We start from the raw sequence: 17951 nt of genomic DNA on the forward strand, positions 1-17951 counted from the left end.
TCTCATAATCGTGATATATGCATTTCCAAGAAGAATCCATTGATTGTGTGGACTTCGTTCTCCGAAAAGATGAAGTATTAACAGTGATTTTAGGAGGAGGTAAAGGCACACGCCTTCTACCTTTGACTGAAAAGCGCTCCAAACCTGCCGTGAGCTTCGGTGGTAAGTATCGTTTGATCGATATCCCGATCTCCAACTCTTTGAATAGTGGTTTTGAAAAGATCTTTGTGCTCACCCAATTCAATTCCTATTCTCTAAATCGTCATGTGCATAGAACCTATGCTTCCAATGCCGTGCACCAGAAATCGTTTATCGAAATCATTGCGGCAGAGCAAACAGTATCGAGTGTTCGTTGGTTTGAAGGGACTGCCGACGCCGTCCGAAAGGTCCTACCTTACATCCGTGAGCAAAGACCCAAGTATGTTCTCATTTTATCGGGTGACCAATTGTACAACATGGATTTGGCGGACTTTATGCAAAACCATTTGATTGATCCTGAAACAGAAATCAGTTTGGCTTGCAATGCTGTCCCTGAAGACCAAGTCTACGGACTCGGCATTGTCAAAACCGGGATCGGTGATTCCATCAAGGAATTTATCGAAAAGCCACAGGATCTAGAGCAAGTCGAGTCTTGCCGCCAAACATCAGGCCAATTTTTAGCCAACATGGGGATTTATATTTTCAATACAAAGACCTTGATAGAAGTTTTAGAAGACCAAAGTTTGACTGATTTTGGAAAAGAAATACTTCCTAAAGCAATCCAGGAAAAAAAGGTAAAGGCCTATGTCTATGATGGATACTGGGAAGACATTGGAACCATACGAGCGTTTTATGAAGCAAATTTAATGCTCACAGATGACATCCCCAAATTTAATCTCTATCTAGAGAAAACACCTTTTTATACCCGGGCTAGGTCTCTTCCCCCGACCAAAATCAACAATGCCATAGTGAATAAGGCCTTGATTTCCGAAGGAACCATATTGAACCACTGCGAGATCCATCGTTCCGTGGTGGGTGTGCGTCAGTTCATCGACCACGGCACCAAAATCTACGATTCCATCATCATGGGTCTCAATCGATACGGCTCTCTAGACCGCCAATCGGGAAAAATCCCGCACGGGATCGGAAAGAATTGCGAAATCCGCAATGCTATCGTGGATAAAGACTGTGCCATAGGAGAAGGGGTTAAATTGCTGAACCTCAAGAATGTGACAGAATTCGAGGATGAGTTTGTCCGAATCCGCGAAGGCATCATTGTGGTGCCAAGGCACACAACCATTCCAGACGGCTACGAAATTTGATTGACCCATAAATGCCATAATTGACACGAATTTGTTTTAAATTGACATGATTTAAGCGAAAAGTTCTTGTTTTTTTCTCACTTGGCCGGACCCTAGCCTTGTAGATAGCAATTAGAACTATGTTCATAACAGAAACAGAACACGGAAGTCAGTTTTGGAATGAAAATCACTTTGTTCCTCATTTTCAACCCATCGTAAACGCGATCAATCGTTCGATCTCCGCCTATGAGGTGCTAGGTCGGCAGTACGATCCCGAAGCCAAAACCTTTCACTCTTTAGGTGGTCTTTTCCATAGCCGGGAAAAGGATATGGTGCCCATCTATAACATTGATCGTATCCTTCGGGAAAAAGCGATCCAGATCTTGAAAGATTCCCAACAACGCACAAAGCTATTTTTCAATATGATGCCCAATTTTTTGAATCGGGTTCACAAAGAAGATCTCTTTGCAGAAAATTTCCATATCATTCAGCTCATTGAAACCTACGGGATTGATCGCAACCAAGTGGTCATCGAGATCACAGAAGATGAGTTTGAAGGCTCAATCGAGAGACTCATCCAAATCGTTCAGATCTTTCGGGATTATGGTTTAAAAATTGCCATTGATGACTTAGGCACCGGCTTCTCCAATTTGGAGCGAATCGGCTACCTCCACCCGGATATCATGAAGGTCGACATCAAAATCATGCGCGAGAGTTTAAACAAGAACTCATTTAAGCAGGTATTAGGTGCCATTTCCGAAATGTCTCAGAAACTAGGCTCACAGTTGTTATTTGAAGGAATAGAAACAGAAGAAGAAGTCAACCTAGCCCTCTCGATGGGAGCCAATTTACTCCAAGGATTCTATTTCTCGCAACCCAATCCAAATTTTTTGAACCGCAATACCTTCTCAGAAAAAATGAGCATTATCCTGGAAAATTTCACGAAGATCCGGTCCACGGAACTCAGAGAAAAAGAAAAAAGGGAGAAGGAGATCATAGACCATTTGCAGGATTTGATGCAAGGGTTTACGGCTTCGCAAGAAGATGAGTTTGTTTCTCAATTTGGAGCGATTCTCAAACAATTGCCCAAAAGTATTCTGAAAGTATTTGTCTGTGATAAAGAAGGCTACCAGATCACGCCCACGTATGACCTGGACCGGTTTGTGGGTGGTTACCATGAAAAACTAAACCAAATCGGAAATAACTATGCCTGGAAACCATACTTTCTAAAGCACCAAGCCGAATCAGATCGCTACCATAAGAAATGGGGCGTGACCTATCCCCTATATGACATTAGGAATCAAAATCAATACGTGATCTTTACCTTCTCCTTACCTGGCGATCGGGTACTGATTGCACAAGTTGATTGGTCGGATTAGGAATCATTTGTTTTTTTAAGATAGCGGAATTTCCTGGTACTGAGAACCGTCTATAAATAGAACGATTCTAAATTATACGCGGAGCTCCATTTTGTCCAGTCTTCTTGAAATCAAAGACCTCCATGCTACTGTGGGGGAAAAAGAAATCCTGAAAGGAGTGAACCTAAACATTCTCCCAGGAGAGATCCATGCCATCATGGGGCCAAACGGATCTGGCAAAAGTACCCTTTCCAATGTCCTCCTAGGCCACCCAAAATATACAGTAACCGCAGGAGATATTCTTTGGGAAGGAAAGTCGGTTCTCCATTTACCCACAGAAGAAAGAGCTAGGTTGGGTATGTTTTTATCCTTCCAATACCCAACTGCCCTGCCTGGGGTCAGCATCGGTAATTTTTTAAAAACAATTTTAAAGGCCCATCGAGGTAAAGAAGTTCCAGTAAAAGAATTCAAAGCTGAGTTGAAAGCAGCAATGTCCCATTTAGAAATCCCTGACGCATTTATCGCTCGTTATGTGAATGATGGCTTCTCTGGTGGGGAAAAGAAAAAAGCAGAAATTTTACAATTGAGTTTATTAAAACCAAAATTAGCCATCTTGGATGAAACAGACTCAGGTCTAGATATAGATGCACTGCGCATTGTCTCACAGGGCATCACTGCCAATCAATCCAAAGAAAGGTCCATTCTACTCATCACTCACTACCAACGGATGTTAAACTATGTAGTCCCTGACTTTATCCATGTCTTTGCTGGTGGCAGGATATTGGAAACGGGAGGTAAGGAATTATCTCTTGTCTTAGAAGAGAAGGGCTATGATTGGATTTTGGAAAAGGCTGGTATCATAAAGTGAACTCTGTCTCTGAAGAGAAAAAAAGTTCCTTACCTGGGAAAGATATACAAATACAAGAGGACTTCCAAAGAGAAGCCAAAGCTTCTTTGGATGGACTTTCTTTCCCAAGTCCGCAGGACGAGGCTTGGAGAAAGTTTCCACTGCATGCTTTGGAATTGGAAACATACTTCCAAAATGCGAATGCTTTCCAAACTTTTTTTGCTGAAGTGGAAGGGATCGAGTCGCCATTCCCACGTCTGGAGGTACTAAACGCACTCAAAGCAGCCTGTGTGGCCAATTACTTTGCTCTTCATGCCCTTTCGACTGCCAGACAATTCCAATGGATTTCCTTTGAGGGTGCAAAAGAAGTGCCCGACACCAAAGAAATCCTTTGGAACCAGACGGAAGGAAAACACATTGTCTCTGTCATTATCTACTACATCCCCAAAAACACCAATGTGAAGTTACATGAATCGTTTGGGTCATACCTGCAATCAGAAGATCTACATATTAGCAACCAAGTATGTTTCTATTATTTGGAAGAAAATGCCTCATTGGAAATCCTCACCGAAGAAGAGTATGACTCAAATCATATCCAGTTGAAGTGGATTGGTTCTCACCAGAAACGGGATTCTAAATTGGTGATCCATAGTTTCCCGAAAAAAGGGTTTCGTGGAAAGATTTTTTACAAACCCGAGTTAGCTGGTAAGGGGGCGGAGTTTCTTCTTTCTGGAGTCAGTGTCAGAAAGAAACGTGAGCTTTTGGATATAGATGCAAAGGTTGTGCACAGTGCGGACTACACTTCTAGTAAAATCAAATACAAAACCATAGTAGCCGATAGAGCCCATCATATTTTCACAGGTGACCTCTACATACCTGGGCAAGTGAAAAAAGTAACTGCTCACCAAGAATCAAACAATCTATCTTTACATAAAAAAGCAAGAGCAGAAGCGAATCCAAAATTAGAAGTTATGGCAGAGGATGTTTCCTGCACCCACGGTGCTACTGTTGGGGATCTTGATGAAGAACAATTTTTTTATCTTCTTACGAGAGGTTTGAGCCCAGAAGAAGCAAAAGCACTTCTACTTGAAGCATTTTATGAATCTTCCCTATCTATCATTGGTTTTTCTGAGCTGACCAAAGCCGAGCTATCTGCTAGAATCAAAGAGGCAGTATTTGGGAGTTAGTATGTCGTTCCAAAAAGTGATAGAACTAGAAGCATTAGAAGAGGGAAAAATACGCACTGTCAAGACGAAGGATTTGATCCTTGCTTTAGTGCGCATAGAAAAAACGATCTATGCCTTTGAAGATGCCTGCAGTCATGATGGAGAAGAGATTTCCTGCGGTGAACTGCGTGGAACAACTCTTATTTGCCCCAGGCATTTTGCAGAATTTGACATCACAACTGGTAAAGTCCTCAAACGTCCTGCTACCGAACCCCTTTCGCTGTTTCCTGTGAAAGTGGAGGGCGGAGAGGTTTTTGTAGACTGGGAGGAAGGCTCGTGAGTATAGATCCTTATGCATTGAAAAAGGATTTTCCGATTTTACAAAGCAATCACCCAAATGGCAAACCACTTGTATATTTGGACAATGCTGCAAGCTCGCAAAAACCCAATTCTGTAATCCAGGCAACAAACAAGTACTATTCGGAAGAAAATGCAAATATCCACCGGGGTGTTTACCATTTATCCCAACATGCCACTGAATTATTTGAGCGCACTCGCATTAAAACTTCGAATTTTTTTCATGCACAATGCGCCAAAGCAATCATCTTCACACGGGGTGCGACAGAGTCTATCAACCTTGTAGCACAGTCATGGGGAAGGACAAATCTAAACCCTGGGGACGAAATTGTACTCTCAATCCAAGAACACCATAGCAATTTGGTCCCTTGGCAAATGCTTGCCATTGAGAAAAACCTCAAATTAAAATTTATACCTATTCTTGAGGACACAACGTACGACCTCTCCCAGCTAAAAGAATTGATCAATGAGAGGACCAAATTAGTTGCCATCTCTCAGATGTCAAATGTCACCGGCACAATACATAACCTAAGGCCTATTGTCGACCGTGTGCGGCAGGTAGGTGCTAAGATTCTTGTGGACGGGGCTCAATCTGCTTCTCACATGCGAGTTGATTTGGTAGACTCCGATTTTGATTTTTTTGTTTTCTCAGCACATAAGATGTTGGGTCCGACAGGAGTAGGAGTTCTCTTCGGCAAAGAAGAGATCCTAGAATCTATGCCTCCTTGGATGGGCGGCGGGGATATGATCGAGACAGTAGATTTAGAGCGTTCAACTTATGCAAATTTGCCAGCGAAACTAGAAGCAGGCACACCCAATATAGCGGGTGTGATTGGCTTTTCACACGCAATGGATTATCTTTCAAAAGTAGGGATGCATGCCATCCATGAACATGAGCAAATGCTAACCTCTTATGCATTAGATGAACTGTGTAAACTAGGTGGCATACAGCTGTACGGAACTGAGGATCGTGAGAAAAGAGGAGGGGTCGTCTCCTTTTCTTTGGACGGCGTGCATCCACATGACGTAGGTGCTATGTTAGATGAAGAAGGGATCGCCATTCGCGTGGGACACCATTGTTGCCAACCCTTGATGAAATCTTGGAAAATCCCTGGGACATGCCGTGCCTCTTTTTACTTCTACAACACAAAAGAGGATGTGGATGCACTCATTGCTGGATTAGCAAAGGTGAAAAGTATCTTTGCCCGTGTCGCAAGAAAATAAATCTGATATTGAGCTCTTTCTCCATTGGAAGGGGCTAGGCAAATGGTCTCATAAGCCGGAAAGTCAGTTCACCATATCTGTGCACAATCCATTGTGTGGTGATGAGTTGCATTTAGATTTTTCCCAAGTCGAGGGTGGTTTTCTGATAGAGTCCATGTCTGGTGAGTCCTGCTCCGTCTGCCAGGCATCAAGTGGTTTACTCTTTCATAAGAAGCTTGTCTGGTCAAAAGAGGAAGCCGAAAGACAAAAGTCCGTTTACTCGGAATACTTGGAGGGTCTATTGAATGACATTCCACTTGACGAGAAGCCATTTTGGGACATCCTTAAAACAAAACCAGGTCGGCACAGATGTGCCTTATTACCTTACCAAGCATTGATCAAATTTTTTTCAGGATGAAAGTATGTTAGTTGAGCCACAAACAGATAAAGAACGTGAAGTGTATGAAAGCATTCGGGTTGTGGAAGATCCAGAGATTGGACTTTCTCTTGTGGAACTTGGTTTGATTTACCAAGTCCAAGTAGTGGAGGACAAAGCAAAGATCATCATGACCTATACATCCATTGCTTGCCCCGCCGGACCACAGATGAGCCAAGATGTGATCAACCACGCTCTTCGGGTAGACGGTATCAATGAGGCTGCCGTAGAAGTTGTTTGGTCGCCGAAATGGGATCCCCGTGAGATGGCAAGTGAAGAGGCAAAGATGCATATGGGTATCTTCGATTGAAATACCAAATCAAGGTTTTTCTCTGCTTTCTTTTTCTCTCCCTGCCACTACTAGGCTGTGGAGGAGACTTCTTAAGACGATTTCAAACCCAAGCTCCCCGAACACTTAGCCAAGGGATTGAGGGAAGCGAAGAAAAGAGAAATCGATATGAGTTTTCTGGTAGGGAGTTTGTCATCGCGACGGACCACCCACTTGCCTCACAAGCCGGAGTTGATATGTGGAAAAAAGGCGGTAATGTCGTCGATGCCTTTGTATCTGCTAGTTTTGTTATCTCGGTTGTTAGACCCCACTCTACTGGTTTGTTAGGTGGAGGATTTGCTGTTGTTCATTTTAAAAATAAGTCTGGTGGGAGGGCTTTTGATTTTCGTGAACGAGCACCTTTGGGAGCGGAGGCAAATGTCTTTTTAGACCCAGATGGCAATCCTATCCCCAAAAAATCAGTGCTCGGTCCTTGGAGTGCTGCTGTTCCGGGAATGGTCTTCGGCTTACTTTCGATACAACGAAAATATGGACGGCTTCCTTTAGAAGAGGTATTGGAACCCGCCATACAAGCTTCTGAAAATGGATTTGCTGTTTATGAAGATTTAGCGAAGAGCATACAAACAAACTGGGAACATATGAATCCCGAAATGAAAGTGGTCTTTGGCCGCGATGGTAAGCCTTTACTTAGAGGAGAGGCATTAGTACAAAAAGACCTAGGCTCTGCGATCCGGCGGATTGCCAAGAACGGCGAGAGCGAATTGAGAACAGGGGACACAGCAAAGTTTATTCTCGCATACTTCCTGAAAGCCAATGAGTGGATTACCAAAAATGACCTTGAACGATATGAGGTTTTGGAAAGTGAGCCCTTGGTCTCTCAGGCATTTGGCAAACGCGTACTGACTATGCCTCCGCCTTCCTCTGCAGTCCATTTGCTAACGATGGTCCATGTCTGGGAACAATTGAACCAGAAGAAAAATTTCCTTGATGGTGAACTTGGAGATATTGTTAAATTGACGGAGTCTATGCGGCTCGGGTTTCGGGACCGCGCAATATTAGGCGGAGACCCGAGGTTTACTAAAATAGATGTCGAGCATTTGCTGAGTACGCCCTATGCGGAAGAAGAAGCTCTCGAAATCCAGAAAAAGGTTGTCTCTGGTGCATGGCCAAACCATTCCGATGCCACAAAGAAAGAATCATATAACACAACTCATATCTCCGTCTTAGATAGAGAAGGAAATGCGGTTTCATCTACTCAATCGATTAATGGTAGTTTGGGTGCGGTACAGCTTGTCCCAGGTACGGGTCTAGTGCTAAATAATACCATGGATGATTTCACATTGGCTTTAGGTAAACCCAATCTCTACGGATTGGTTGGAACCAAAGCAAATTTCATTGCACCAGGGAAAACACCCCTTTCCAGTATGTCACCCATGGTCTTTTTAGACGATAAAAATCGAGCAGACCTTGTCATTGGAGCGCCGGGTGGCTCCCAAATCCCAACAACCATCTTCAATACCCTCTATCGATATTTGATCGAGAACCGAAGTCTATACGAAAGTGCCGCCTTTCCTAGGCTACACCACCAATACCAGCCAGACATTTTATTTGTAGAACCTGAGGCAAAGAATGGCTTTCCTGAGTCGAAATTGCCTTTCTATCGAGTCCAATATAATAGGCATCGCGCCAAAGTATTTGTAGTCGCCAGAGAAGGAAATGAACTGATCGGAGTATCCGATCCAAGAGGGGAAGGGATCCCATTAGGATTTTAATGAAGAAAGTACTATCAAAATATTATAAAGACACGGCCAAGGAACTACTTGTCCCAGGCCGAGTGAATTGTTTGAACTCAGCAAAACACGGTTTGGAGCGCGAAGCACTGCGGATTGACTCCAAAGGAAAATTATCCAAACTAGACCACCCAAAAGAATTGGGATCTAGTTTAACCCATCCCAAGATTAAAACCGACTTTGCTGAACCCCAGATCGAATATGCAACTGGAGCCTACCAAACTCTAGAAAAAACACTACAAGAGTTAGAGGATTTACATGTCTTCACCTTTCAGAATATAGGCGATGAATCTCTTTGGCCATTTAGCATGCCAAGTCCACTCCCAGAAGAAAAGAAAATTCCTATCGGAAAGTATGGAAAAAGTATCGAAGGTCGAAAGAAACACATCTATCGGAAAGGTCTAGGGCATCGTTACGGTAGGAAGATGCAAACCATCTCGGGCGTACATTACAATATATCCTTTGACAAATGTTTGTTATCTACTGTCTCCGAAGTTCGGTATGGAAAGCCACTTGATCCCTTTACCCAATCTGAGATCTACTTTGATACGATTCGCAATTTTTATCGGGTGTCGCCGATACTTTTCTATTTGTTCGGAAGCTCGAGCCTCATAGATAAAAGTTTTGGCGCAAAAGCAAAAGGTCTCAGGCCATTCACTAAGGACACCCTCAATGCAGAGAAGGCTACCTCTCTACGTTTATCCTCTATTGGATATACTAGCAAAGTACAGTCCAAATTAAATATCTCCCTCAACTCTTTGAAAGAATATGTGGGTGATATGTGCTATGCCGTATCCAAACCTTATGCACCTTACAAAAATTTCTCTTCCACTAGCCAAGAACAGTTAAATGACAACATTTTACAAATTGAGAATGAGTTATATTCATTGGTCCGTCCCAAACAAATCCCAAAGGGAGAGGAGCGTGTATTAGATGCGCTATCAACTCGCGGTGTTGAATATTTAGAAATCCGTCTTTTGGACGTTTTGCCATTTTCTCCGATAGGAGTAGATGAGACAGAATTGAGATTTGTCCATCTATTGCTATTGTACTGTTTACTTTCCGATTCTCCGAAAGCAAAACCCGAAGAAATGCGAGAGTGGAGAAAAAACCAGGATAAGGTTACCTGGAGAGGACGAGATCCTGAATTGAATATTTCTTTCCTAGGAAAAGATTGGAACTTCCGCGATTTCATATTCTCGGTTCTCACTGAATTGCAACCGATTGCTGACCTTTTGGATTTAAAGGAAAGTAATCATGGCAAATTCAATCTGAGCTGGGAAGCTCAGTGGGAAAAGTGGGCTGATCCAAGTTTACTGCATTCGACGCAGACTGAAGTTGATTTGATGATCAACCAGATGTCCTATGCTGATTTCGGAACCTCACTTAGCAAAAGCCACGCATTGTATTTTAGAGAAAAACAGTTATCCAACAATTTGTTGGAGGAATACAAAAAAATGGCAGAGGACTCAATTGAAGAACAAAAATCCATTGAGGCTAGAGAGGTAATTTCCAAAATCTCTGAGACAAGAACCATTCTCGTAAATCCCTTGGAACTTTGCTCGGGCAGTATAGGATGATCGATTTTTCTCTTCCAAAAGGTTTTGAAGACCTTGAAATATCCACTCAGATCATTATCAGAGAAGCTTTGTTAGCTGGAATACAGATTGAAATCATCGATAGAAAAGAAAATTTTCTAAGGTTAGTGAATGGTAAAAAAAAGGAATTTATCAAACAGGCGAGCAAAACCCGTTTAGATAGTTATATGACCTACCTAATCATGGAAAACAAAATTGCTTCCAAACTTATTTTAGAAGAGGCAGGGCTCAGAGTTCCGAAAGGAAGGCATTACGAAGATAAAAACGCAGCTCGGGAGGATTTTTCCTACTTTCTTCCTTTCAAAAAAGTGATTAAACCTTCTACTACAAATTTTGGAATAGGCATTGGTATCTGTGAAGCAAATGCAGATATGTCAGTCTATGAAAAACAGATTGAGAATGCTTTTTTACATTCGACCTCCATACTCATTGAAGAATTTATCGAGGGACCAGAGTATCGATTTTTAGTGTTAGGCGAGGAAGTAGTTGCTGTATGCAATCGTGTACCGGCAAATGTATTAGGGGACGGAGAGAAATCGATCGCAGATCTCGTTTTGGAAAAAAACAAAGACCCTAGACGCGGGGAAGGCCATACAACTCCCTTGGAAAAGATTCAGATGTCGGAATGGGAAAGGGGCATACTGCAAGAGCAAGGATTGGATTTTCATTCTATCCCCAAAAAGGGTCAAAGGATTTATCTAAGAAAGAATTCTAATATCTCAACGGGCGGAGATTCTTTAGATGTTACGGATGTCGTGCATCCTGGTTATGTTGCAATCGCGAAAGCTGCCGCGAAGGCTGCAGAAGCAGTGGTCTGTGGTATTGATATCATATCGAGTGCGATCGAAGAAGCACCAGATCCTAAAAGGTATGCGATCCTAGAGATCAACTTCAATCCTGTTCTCTATATCCATGAATTCCCATATGAGGGAAAACAAAGGCGGGTTGGAAGGAAGATCCTCGATCTTCTCGGCTTTGCTTAAGTAGAATACTTTTCTTTTAAATAGCCGATGATGTCTTGCGACTCATACATCTGTACATTCCCATCCACAAGGAAGGGGACTTGCGATAAACCACCCAACTTTATCACTTCCTCTCGTCCCGGTGTGCCCCGTGATGCTTCCACATAGGCAAAGTCCTTCCCCTCTTGTAGGCCAAGGTCCTGGATAGCTCTTCGGACCTTAGCACAATAGGGACAACTGTCAAATTGGAACAGACGAAACAAGGTTAGGACACCATCTTTTGCAGTTCACCCGAACTCGCCATTTGGACTGTAATGTCATGGCCTCCGACAAACTCCCCATTGATGTAGAGTTGAGGAATGGTTGGCCAATTTGCAAATTCTTTGATGCCTTCTCGTACTTTCATGTCAGAAAGTACGTTAAAGGAACCAAAGTCAATTTTGAGGTTCTTTAAGACTGTCACCACACCAGCAGAAAAACCGCATTGTGGCATCTCTGGCGTGCCCTTCATAAACAAAAAAACTTTTTTGGATTTTATCAAATCTTCAATTTGAGACTTCGTTGTCGCCTCCATCATTCACTCCTTGTTTCCAATGCCAAAGCATGGATTTCTTCTTTCATTTCTTCTCGTAATGTAGCATACACCATTCGATGTTGCTCAATCAATGATTTTCCACTAAAACCTTTATAGGTAACAACGGCTTTGATGTGCACGCCGTCACGGTAGGGATCTAATATTTGGACGGTTGAGCCGGGTAATCCCGCTTCAATTTTTGCTTGGATTTCTGGTATCGTCATGCTGACAAACGCCCTCCTAGATACGAATGGTGGTCTTTGATATATTGGATATAGGCACTGGGAACCTCTGGCAAGACAGAAGTTTGAACGGATTCCTTTGCGAGTAGGCTAGCACTCCATTGCTTTAGCATAGGGCTTTCCATTGTTAAGGAGAACCATTCAGGGAATTTTTCGGATAAGAAGGCATTGCGCATAAAATAAGGAGCAATCGCGGCATCTACCAAATGAAACTGATCTCCAGCAAAGAACTGATCCAATGATTTGCTCTTTGTGATCGCAGCTTCTAAGATTTTGTATTTGTTTTTGATATCAACTAACTTCTTTTGAAATTCCTCTTCAGACTTGGTCATAGTTACCTGGTATTGGTCGATAAAAAGGGAACTCACAAATTCTATCCATGCTCTATGCTTTGCTTTTTGGATTGGGTTCGATGGATGTAAAGAAGGCGGATTTGTCTCATCTAAAAATTCCATGATGACAGCAGATTCAAATAGAACTTCACCATCTATTTGTAAAACGGGAACTTTACCGAGAGGAGAAATCTTAAGGAACCAATCGGGTTTATTTGCAAGATCGATATATTCTATGTCATATTCGACTTTCTTTTCTTTCAGTACGATCACCGATCTCTGCACAAATGGGCAAAGTTTAAAACTGATCAATTTTGGTTTTTGCATTTAAATTCCTCCTGCATCTATTTCTAATGCATGCAATCCTGATTTCAATTCTTCCTCTAATATTGAGTATATGGCTCTGTGTATTTCCAGAGTCTTTTTGCCTCGAAAGGCCTCTGAACGGATCTTAACTTTAAAATGGGTTTCACCACCTTGAATATATGCAGAGTGTCCATAATGCTCCTCAGTTTTATCAAAAACTTCCAAGACATCGGGTTTGAACTTTTCTTCTAGAATGGTTTGTAATCTTTCCTTTCTAGTTTTTAATTCCATAGCCTTTTTTCATTAAACGAACATTAAAGATAAATAGAGATATAGAAAGGAAAACAAGGATGCTGAGCGAAACGTAAATATTTACATCACTTGTTCCCAAAAATCCATAACGGAAGGCATTCACCATATAGAGAATGGGATTTGCTTTGGAAATAAATTGCCAGATGGTTGGTAAATTGTGTATAGAATAAAATACTCCTCCTAAATAAGTTAAGGGAGTTAAGACAAAGGTCGGTACCATTGCTACGTCATCAAATTTCTTTGCAAATAGAGAATTCAAAAAACCTCCGAGTGAAAAAACAATCGATGTCAGCAAAACAGTAATGGCTATTAGGAAAAGACTGTGGATTCTAAGCTTTGTAAAAAATAAAGAAGTCAAGGTTACAAGAAAGCCTACACTAAGTCCTCTCACAACACCACCAAACGTATATCCAAGAACAATTGTGTAAGGAGACGTGGGCGAAACTAGCAACTCTTCTACATTTTTTTGCCATTTCGCGCTGAAAAAAGAAGAAACTACATTCCCATATGCATTTGTGATGACACTCATCATGATAAGTCCAGGCACAATGAACTCAATGTAGGTAAATTCTCCAATCTTTCCAATTTGTTTGCCAACCAATTCTCCAAAAATTAAAAAATACAGAGCCATCGTAATGACAGGTGGGATCAATGTTTGGATCCAAATCCGAACTATGCGTATCCACTCTTTTCGAACAATGGTCAAGAAGGCGATTAGATTTTGTTTTAACATATCATTTTCCTTTTGTCAAAGAAAGGAATAACTCTTCCAATCGATTGGATTTATTCCGTAAACTTATGACTTGAATTTTAAGTTTCGTCAACTCAGCAAACAATTCGTTCATAGATTGACCTTTTTTAATTTGCACTTCTAAAGTGTTGTCCTCTATCCATTTCATAGGAAATTTTTTAGAATTTACCTTTGACTTTGGAGGATTTTTGACATCAATCACAAATGTCTCTTTCGTTAAGCCACGTAGCAATTGTTTCATGGAAGTGTTCTGGACAATCTCGCCATGATCGATAATGGCGATATTGCGACAAAGTGACTCCGCCTCTTCCAGATAATGAGTCGTTAGGATTATTGTTTTTCCGTTTGCATTTAACTCTGTTAAAAATTCCCACATGGACCTTCTAATTTCGATATCGACTCCAGCTGTTGGTTCATCCAAAATCAAAATTTGTGGATCGTGCACAAGTGCGCGCGCTATCATGAGCCGGCGTTTCATACCTCCAGAAAGCTGGCCGGCTTGGCTTGTGCTTTTGTCTTGTAGGGAAAGTTTTTCTAAAAGAAATTCAACCCGTGGGAGAGCCTCTGATTTGGAAATTCCATAGTAGCCTGCTTGGTTGATCAGAATGTTTTTCACTGATTCAAAGATTCCAAAATTAAATTCTTGTGGAACAATCCCTAAAAAAGTTTTCGAGAGATCTTGGTTTTCATCTATGTCCACACCGCATATCTTGACCTTTCCCTCAGTTTTTTTGATAAGAGAACTTAGGATACTAATCGTTGTGGATTTTCCAGCGCCGTTTGGACCCAAAAGCGCAAAAAAATCTCCGTGTTCAATACGTAGATCAAGAGACTTTAAGGCTTGTACACCTGAACTATAGGTTTTTTGTAAGCCTTGGATTTCTATCGCATAATCTGATTTCATTTATTTACCTACAATTTTCCTTGTTAGATGGTGGGTAGGGTATTGGTGCATTTTTCTTTTTTGTTTCCGTAAATCCTTTTGTATTTCGTCAGGCAGTTCAACGACAGATTTACATTCTTCTGAGCAACAATTTTTAAGTTTCTCAGAGCAGTCTTCACATTGAATATACAGAACATGGCATCCTAGGTTTGCGCAATTTGTATGTCTATCCGAGGCTTTACCGCAGGTGTAACAGACAGAAAGAACATCATCTGTTACTCGTTCGCCCAGTCTATCATCGAAGACAAAATTTTTACCTATGAATTTACTTTTTAAACCAGCATCTTGGATCGCTTTGGCATAATTAATGATGCCACCTTGCAACTGGTGCACTTGAGAAAATCCTTTGTATTTTAAGTAAGCACTAGCCTTTTCACAACGAATTCCTCCAGTGCAATAGAGTAAGATTTTTTTATCTTTCTCATTCTCTAGTAACGTTTCTACCATAGGTAGTTCTTCCCGAAAGGTTCCTGCATCTGGAAGAATGGCATTTTCAAAATGGCCAACTTCAGATTCATAGTTGTTTCGTAAATCCACAACCAAAACTCCTGGCTCTTCTAGGGCATTGTGAAATTCCAGGGGTGATAAATGAGTTCCTACTTGGGAAGGATCAAATTCAGAATCATTCAGCCCATCTGCGACAATTTTCTTTCGCACTTTGATTGCGAGCTTTAAGAAACTTTCTTTTTTATCTTCGACGGCATCGTTGAAATAAATGCCAGCGAGTTCGGGAATGGAATCTATGAAAGACCGAAGGGGAGTATAGTTTTCAATAGGTACGGAGCACTGCGCATTGATCCCTTCCTTTGCTAAATAGATCCTTCCTAGGACGGAAAGATCCTCAAGCCTATCATACAATTGGTCTCGAAAGGAAGAGGGATCCTCAATTTTAAAGTAGCGATAAAATGAAATGACCCTTCGCTCTCTAGGGTCACTTGCCACTTTTCGTTGTAGAGTATTCTTATCAAATCGATTGAAGAGAAATTTTTTCATGCTACTTTGCCTTCTTCTTTTCTTCTCTCACTTTGCGGAATGCGTTACGAGTGATTTCGGAAATTGCTGGGTGGATATAGATCATTCCCAAATAATCATCTAACCTTGCCTTAAGATACATACCCAAAACAATTTGGTGGATCAAATTAGAGGCCTCGTCGCCGATGATGTGAGCACCTAATACTTGTTCTGTCTCCTTGGAGACTAGAACTTTAACAAATCCAGAATTGGACATCCTAGCCATTCCAGTGGCACTCGAGGAGTAGGGATTTTTACCTTTATAATAAGGAATCTTCTTTGTGACGAGCTCCTCTTCCGTAAATCCGACACTTGCAATCTGTGGGTGTGTAAACACAGCTTCGGGCATAGGAGGGTATTTGATAGCTTCCATTTTTTCTTTTAAGTACAGGTTTTCGAAGAGATACTCCCCCTCAAAATTTGCACTGTGGCGGAAAAAATAGCGTCCTATCACATCGCCAAACGCATAGACACCTGGTTCATCTGTTTCTAGGAAGTTATTGACTCTAAGAAAACCGGCACCGTGGGTTTGTATCCGTGTGTGCTCAAGTCCTAAGTCATCAGTATTCGCTTCCACTCCTGCCGCGATCAGAAGCCTTTCTGCTTGGAAACTTCTTTTTTGTCCTGTTGCATCTATGCCCCGTAAGGTGAATTCCTGGTTCTCATATTCTACTGATTCGATTTTAAAATGAGACTCGATCGGAAAGGGAAGGTGTTTAGCCAGTTCCTCTCTGATTTCCAAGTCTGCATGCTTTAAGATTTCTGCTCTTGTGACAGCTTGTACTTTGGTACCGTAGGCATGGTATGCGGCTCCAAGTTCTAAAGAAATAAATCCTGCACCTATGATGATGAGGGATTTTGGAAAAGGGTTTCCTTGTAAGGCTTCTCTCGAAGTCCAATAAGGTGTATTTTCTAAACCAGGTATTTTCGGAATGCTTGGACGTGTTCCTGTTGCAACAAATATATGTTTGGCGGTATATTCATCCGCCCCATCTGTCAATACTTTACCCGATTTAAAAGTAGCTTTCCTCGGATAAAAATCAATATTGGGGTTCTTGTCATAGGCAATCGGGATCGAGTCTGAATCTGCTTTTACCGTTGCATTCACCCTTTGGAAAATGTGAGAGATATCCGCAACAGGCTTTGCCGGAAATCGGACAGGGAATTTTTCGGCCTCTTCACTCGCTCGGATGATTTCAGAAGGATAGATGATCATTTTAGAGGGAATGCATCCTCGGTTTAAACAGGTGCCTCCGGGGCTCTCCTTTTCGAATACCGCAACGCGTTTGCCGATTTGGGACGGTGGTGTGACAAGTTTGGTCCCGGCCCCCGCTCCTATGACTATGATATCGTATTCCTTCATCTATTTGCCAGAATCGAAAAGAGAGCCGATTCTGTAAATGAAGCAAAAATCAGATTGGCAATTTTTCCAGATTTAAGGAATGAAAGGATTTTTCCTACCTTGCACCTTTTCTACTGCCTCATTCTTTTGGATTTCAAAAGTATCAACGGGGTCTTCCTGGTTCCATTTTTCGTATAGCGTTCGTTTGCTCTTTTGGATTTCGACCCCCCACTGTTTCTCCATATAAAAATAGATCCGGGCAATATCTCCTCGAATCGCCTCTCTTGGTTCTGCCACTGCTTCAGAAAAGTTAACTTCGAAATCACAAGCACCATATTGCCGGGGTTCCCCAGGAATGATCCCAAAATCAAAATTACCGCGGTCCTGGTTGAGTTCTCCAGGAGCAGGTACTAAATTATGCAAATCAGCCTCTATTTCTCTAAACTCAGGGTCCGTACCTTGGCAACATTTACGTCCCTTTACCTTTTTGCCTTGGACATAACAGCTGTCATCTGTCCAGCAGGATCGATGTTTACCAAAGGCATGTGCAGGGACAATGTGTTCCCATTCTATATATTTACTCCTTTCATTGCCCGTGCGAGATTCGAGAGCGCATTGTTCTCTCTGGATTTCAAACCTCCCTTCTAGGGAACTAGAAACTTGGAAAGGACAGGAGCAGTAAAAATCATAGCCTCCTTTGCGGTAAATCCTACGGAGGAATTTCTTTGCTTTGTTAAAATCATCGATTTGAAAGGATTTGGTTCCCTCTGCTTCCGTTTCCGAGGGAAGGTTAGATAAGGCAAAGAGAACTGAGATGCTGATGAGTCCAAGGCATAGAATGGTTTGTTTCAT

General features: G+C 41.9%; 21 protein-coding genes. 11 read left to right on the plus strand and 10 right to left on the minus strand.

The window, feature by feature from the left end; translation table 11 throughout:
• Nucleotides 1–17: 17 nt before the first annotated feature.
• The 11 genes from DI060_RS02210 (at nucleotide 18) to gshAB (ending at nucleotide 11307) form a co-directional block, all read left to right on the plus strand.
• Complete coding sequence (locus DI060_RS02210) at nucleotides 18–1301, plus strand: sugar phosphate nucleotidyltransferase (protein WP_108973247.1); 1284 nt, start codon at nucleotides 18–20, stop codon at nucleotides 1299–1301.
• A gap of 119 nt (nucleotides 1302–1420) precedes the next feature.
• The gene (locus tag DI060_RS02215; RefSeq protein WP_108973249.1) at nucleotides 1421–2659 is read left to right on the plus strand and encodes an EAL domain-containing protein; all 1239 of its coding nucleotides are present in this window, start codon (nucleotides 1421–1423) and stop codon (nucleotides 2657–2659) included.
• Between the two features lie 91 nt (nucleotides 2660–2750).
• On the plus strand, nucleotides 2751–3506 hold the full coding sequence (gene sufC / locus DI060_RS02220; RefSeq protein ID WP_108973251.1) for a Fe-S cluster assembly ATPase SufC: 756 nt from the start codon (nucleotides 2751–2753) through the stop codon (nucleotides 3504–3506).
• On the plus strand, nucleotides 3473–4672 hold the full coding sequence (locus DI060_RS02225; RefSeq protein ID WP_108973253.1) for a SufB/SufD family protein: 1200 nt from the start codon (nucleotides 3473–3475) through the stop codon (nucleotides 4670–4672). Before sufC ends, DI060_RS02225 begins: the two co-directional genes overlap by 34 nt.
• A 1-nt stretch (nucleotide 4673) precedes the next feature.
• Nucleotides 4674–4991 (plus strand): Rieske (2Fe-2S) protein, encoded by a 318-nt coding sequence (locus DI060_RS02230; RefSeq protein ID WP_108973255.1) that lies wholly within the window; start codon nucleotides 4674–4676, stop codon nucleotides 4989–4991.
• Nucleotides 4988–6232: a cysteine desulfurase gene (locus DI060_RS02235; RefSeq protein WP_108973258.1), complete on the plus strand. Its 1245-nt coding sequence runs from the start codon at nucleotides 4988–4990 to the stop codon at nucleotides 6230–6232. The genes DI060_RS02230 and DI060_RS02235 overlap by 4 nt, the downstream gene beginning before the upstream one ends.
• On the plus strand, nucleotides 6216–6629 hold the full coding sequence (locus DI060_RS02240; RefSeq protein WP_108973260.1) for an iron-sulfur cluster assembly scaffold protein: 414 nt from the start codon (nucleotides 6216–6218) through the stop codon (nucleotides 6627–6629). The genes DI060_RS02235 and DI060_RS02240 overlap by 17 nt, the downstream gene beginning before the upstream one ends.
• A 4-nt stretch (nucleotides 6630–6633) precedes the next feature.
• Complete coding sequence (locus tag DI060_RS02245; RefSeq protein WP_108973263.1) at nucleotides 6634–6957, plus strand: metal-sulfur cluster assembly factor; 324 nt, start codon at nucleotides 6634–6636, stop codon at nucleotides 6955–6957.
• Nucleotides 6954–8708 carry a gamma-glutamyltransferase gene (ggt, locus tag DI060_RS02250; RefSeq protein ID WP_108973265.1) on the plus strand — a complete coding sequence of 585 codons (1755 nt, stop codon included), beginning with the start codon at nucleotides 6954–6956 and terminating at the stop codon, nucleotides 8706–8708. Before DI060_RS02245 ends, ggt begins: the two co-directional genes overlap by 4 nt.
• Nucleotides 8708–10306 carry a glutamate--cysteine ligase gene (gshA, locus tag DI060_RS02255; protein ID WP_108973267.1) on the plus strand — a complete coding sequence of 533 codons (1599 nt, stop codon included), beginning with the start codon at nucleotides 8708–8710 and terminating at the stop codon, nucleotides 10304–10306. Before ggt ends, gshA begins: the two co-directional genes overlap by 1 nt.
• Entirely contained in the window at nucleotides 10303–11307 is a 1005-nt protein-coding gene (gene gshAB / locus DI060_RS02260; protein ID WP_108973269.1) for a bifunctional glutamate--cysteine ligase GshA/glutathione synthetase GshB, read from the plus strand. The genes gshA and gshAB overlap by 4 nt, the downstream gene beginning before the upstream one ends.
• Here gshAB and DI060_RS02265 read toward each other — a convergent pair.
• The 10 genes from DI060_RS02265 to DI060_RS02310 form a co-directional block, all read right to left on the minus strand.
• The gene (locus DI060_RS02265; RefSeq protein WP_108973271.1) at nucleotides 11304–11549 is read right to left on the minus strand and encodes a glutathione S-transferase N-terminal domain-containing protein; all 246 of its coding nucleotides are present in this window, start codon (nucleotides 11547–11549) and stop codon (nucleotides 11304–11306) included. The genes gshAB and DI060_RS02265 overlap by 4 nt on opposite strands.
• A 2-nt stretch (nucleotides 11550–11551) precedes the next feature.
• Complete coding sequence (grxD, locus tag DI060_RS02270; RefSeq protein ID WP_108973999.1) at nucleotides 11552–11860, minus strand: Grx4 family monothiol glutaredoxin; 309 nt, start codon at nucleotides 11858–11860, stop codon at nucleotides 11552–11554.
• A complete protein-coding gene (locus DI060_RS02275; protein ID WP_108973273.1) occupies nucleotides 11860–12084 on the minus strand; it encodes a BolA/IbaG family iron-sulfur metabolism protein in 225 nt (74 codons plus the stop codon). Before DI060_RS02275 ends, grxD begins: the two co-directional genes overlap by 1 nt.
• Complete coding sequence (locus DI060_RS02280; RefSeq protein ID WP_108973275.1) at nucleotides 12081–12761, minus strand: glutathione S-transferase family protein; 681 nt, start codon at nucleotides 12759–12761, stop codon at nucleotides 12081–12083. Before DI060_RS02280 ends, DI060_RS02275 begins: the two co-directional genes overlap by 4 nt.
• On the minus strand, nucleotides 12762–13031 hold the full coding sequence (locus DI060_RS02285) for a BolA family protein (protein ID WP_108973277.1): 270 nt from the start codon (nucleotides 13029–13031) through the stop codon (nucleotides 12762–12764).
• Entirely contained in the window at nucleotides 13015–13785 is a 771-nt protein-coding gene (locus DI060_RS02290; RefSeq protein WP_108973279.1) for an ABC transporter permease, read from the minus strand. The genes DI060_RS02285 and DI060_RS02290 overlap by 17 nt, the downstream gene beginning before the upstream one ends.
• 1 nt (nucleotide 13786) lies before the next feature.
• Nucleotides 13787–14707 carry an ABC transporter ATP-binding protein gene (locus DI060_RS02295; protein WP_108973281.1) on the minus strand — a complete coding sequence of 307 codons (921 nt, stop codon included), beginning with the start codon at nucleotides 14705–14707 and terminating at the stop codon, nucleotides 13787–13789.
• Nucleotides 14708–15739 carry an oxygen-dependent tRNA uridine(34) hydroxylase TrhO gene (gene trhO, locus DI060_RS02300; protein ID WP_108973283.1) on the minus strand — a complete coding sequence of 344 codons (1032 nt, stop codon included), beginning with the start codon at nucleotides 15737–15739 and terminating at the stop codon, nucleotides 14708–14710.
• A gap of 1 nt (nucleotide 15740) precedes the next feature.
• Nucleotides 15741–17120: a dihydrolipoyl dehydrogenase gene (locus tag DI060_RS02305; protein ID WP_108973285.1), complete on the minus strand. Its 1380-nt coding sequence runs from the start codon at nucleotides 17118–17120 to the stop codon at nucleotides 15741–15743.
• Between the two features lie 72 nt (nucleotides 17121–17192).
• The gene (locus DI060_RS02310) at nucleotides 17193–17951 is read right to left on the minus strand and encodes an endonuclease (RefSeq protein WP_108974001.1); all 759 of its coding nucleotides are present in this window, start codon (nucleotides 17949–17951) and stop codon (nucleotides 17193–17195) included.

The sequence above is a fragment of the Leptospira ryugenii genome (genome assembly GCF_003114855.1).
GTDB classification, from domain to species: Bacteria; Spirochaetota; Leptospiria; order Leptospirales; family Leptospiraceae; genus Leptospira_A; species Leptospira_A ryugenii.

Bases quoted from the DNA above. Each gene is read 5' to 3' on its own strand.
- DI060_RS02210 (WP_108973247.1), top strand. From the start codon at position 18: ATGCATTTCCAAGAAGAATCCATTGATTGTGTGGACTTCGTTCTCCGA.
- DI060_RS02215 (WP_108973249.1), top strand. From the start codon at position 1,421: ATGTTCATAACAGAAACAGAACACGGAAGTCAGTTTTGGAATGAAAAT.
- DI060_RS02230 (WP_108973255.1), top strand. From the start codon at position 4,674: ATGTCGTTCCAAAAAGTGATAGAACTAGAAGCATTAGAAGAGGGAAAA.
- DI060_RS02245 (WP_108973263.1), top strand. From the start codon at position 6,634: ATGTTAGTTGAGCCACAAACAGATAAAGAACGTGAAGTGTATGAAAGC.
- gshA (WP_108973267.1), top strand. From the start codon at position 8,708: ATGAAGAAAGTACTATCAAAATATTATAAAGACACGGCCAAGGAACTA.
- gshAB (WP_108973269.1), top strand. From the start codon at position 10,303: ATGATCGATTTTTCTCTTCCAAAAGGTTTTGAAGACCTTGAAATATCC.
- grxD (WP_108973999.1), bottom strand. From the start codon at position 11,860: ATGGAGGCGACAACGAAGTCTCAAATTGAAGATTTGATAAAATCCAAA.
- DI060_RS02275 (WP_108973273.1), bottom strand. From the start codon at position 12,084: ATGACGATACCAGAAATCCAAGCAAAAATTGAAGCGGGATTACCCGGC.
- DI060_RS02280 (WP_108973275.1), bottom strand. From the start codon at position 12,761: ATGCAAAAACCAAAATTGATCAGTTTTAAACTTTGCCCATTTGTGCAG.
- DI060_RS02285 (WP_108973277.1), bottom strand. From the start codon at position 13,031: ATGGAATTAAAAACTAGAAAGGAAAGATTACAAACCATTCTAGAAGAA.
- DI060_RS02290 (WP_108973279.1), bottom strand. From the start codon at position 13,785: ATGTTAAAACAAAATCTAATCGCCTTCTTGACCATTGTTCGAAAAGAG.
- DI060_RS02295 (WP_108973281.1), bottom strand. From the start codon at position 14,707: ATGAAATCAGATTATGCGATAGAAATCCAAGGCTTACAAAAAACCTAT.
- trhO (WP_108973283.1), bottom strand. From the start codon at position 15,739: ATGAAAAAATTTCTCTTCAATCGATTTGATAAGAATACTCTACAACGA.
- DI060_RS02305 (WP_108973285.1), bottom strand. From the start codon at position 17,120: ATGAAGGAATACGATATCATAGTCATAGGAGCGGGGGCCGGGACCAAA.
- DI060_RS02310 (WP_108974001.1), bottom strand. From the start codon at position 17,951: ATGAAACAAACCATTCTATGCCTTGGACTCATCAGCATCTCAGTTCTC.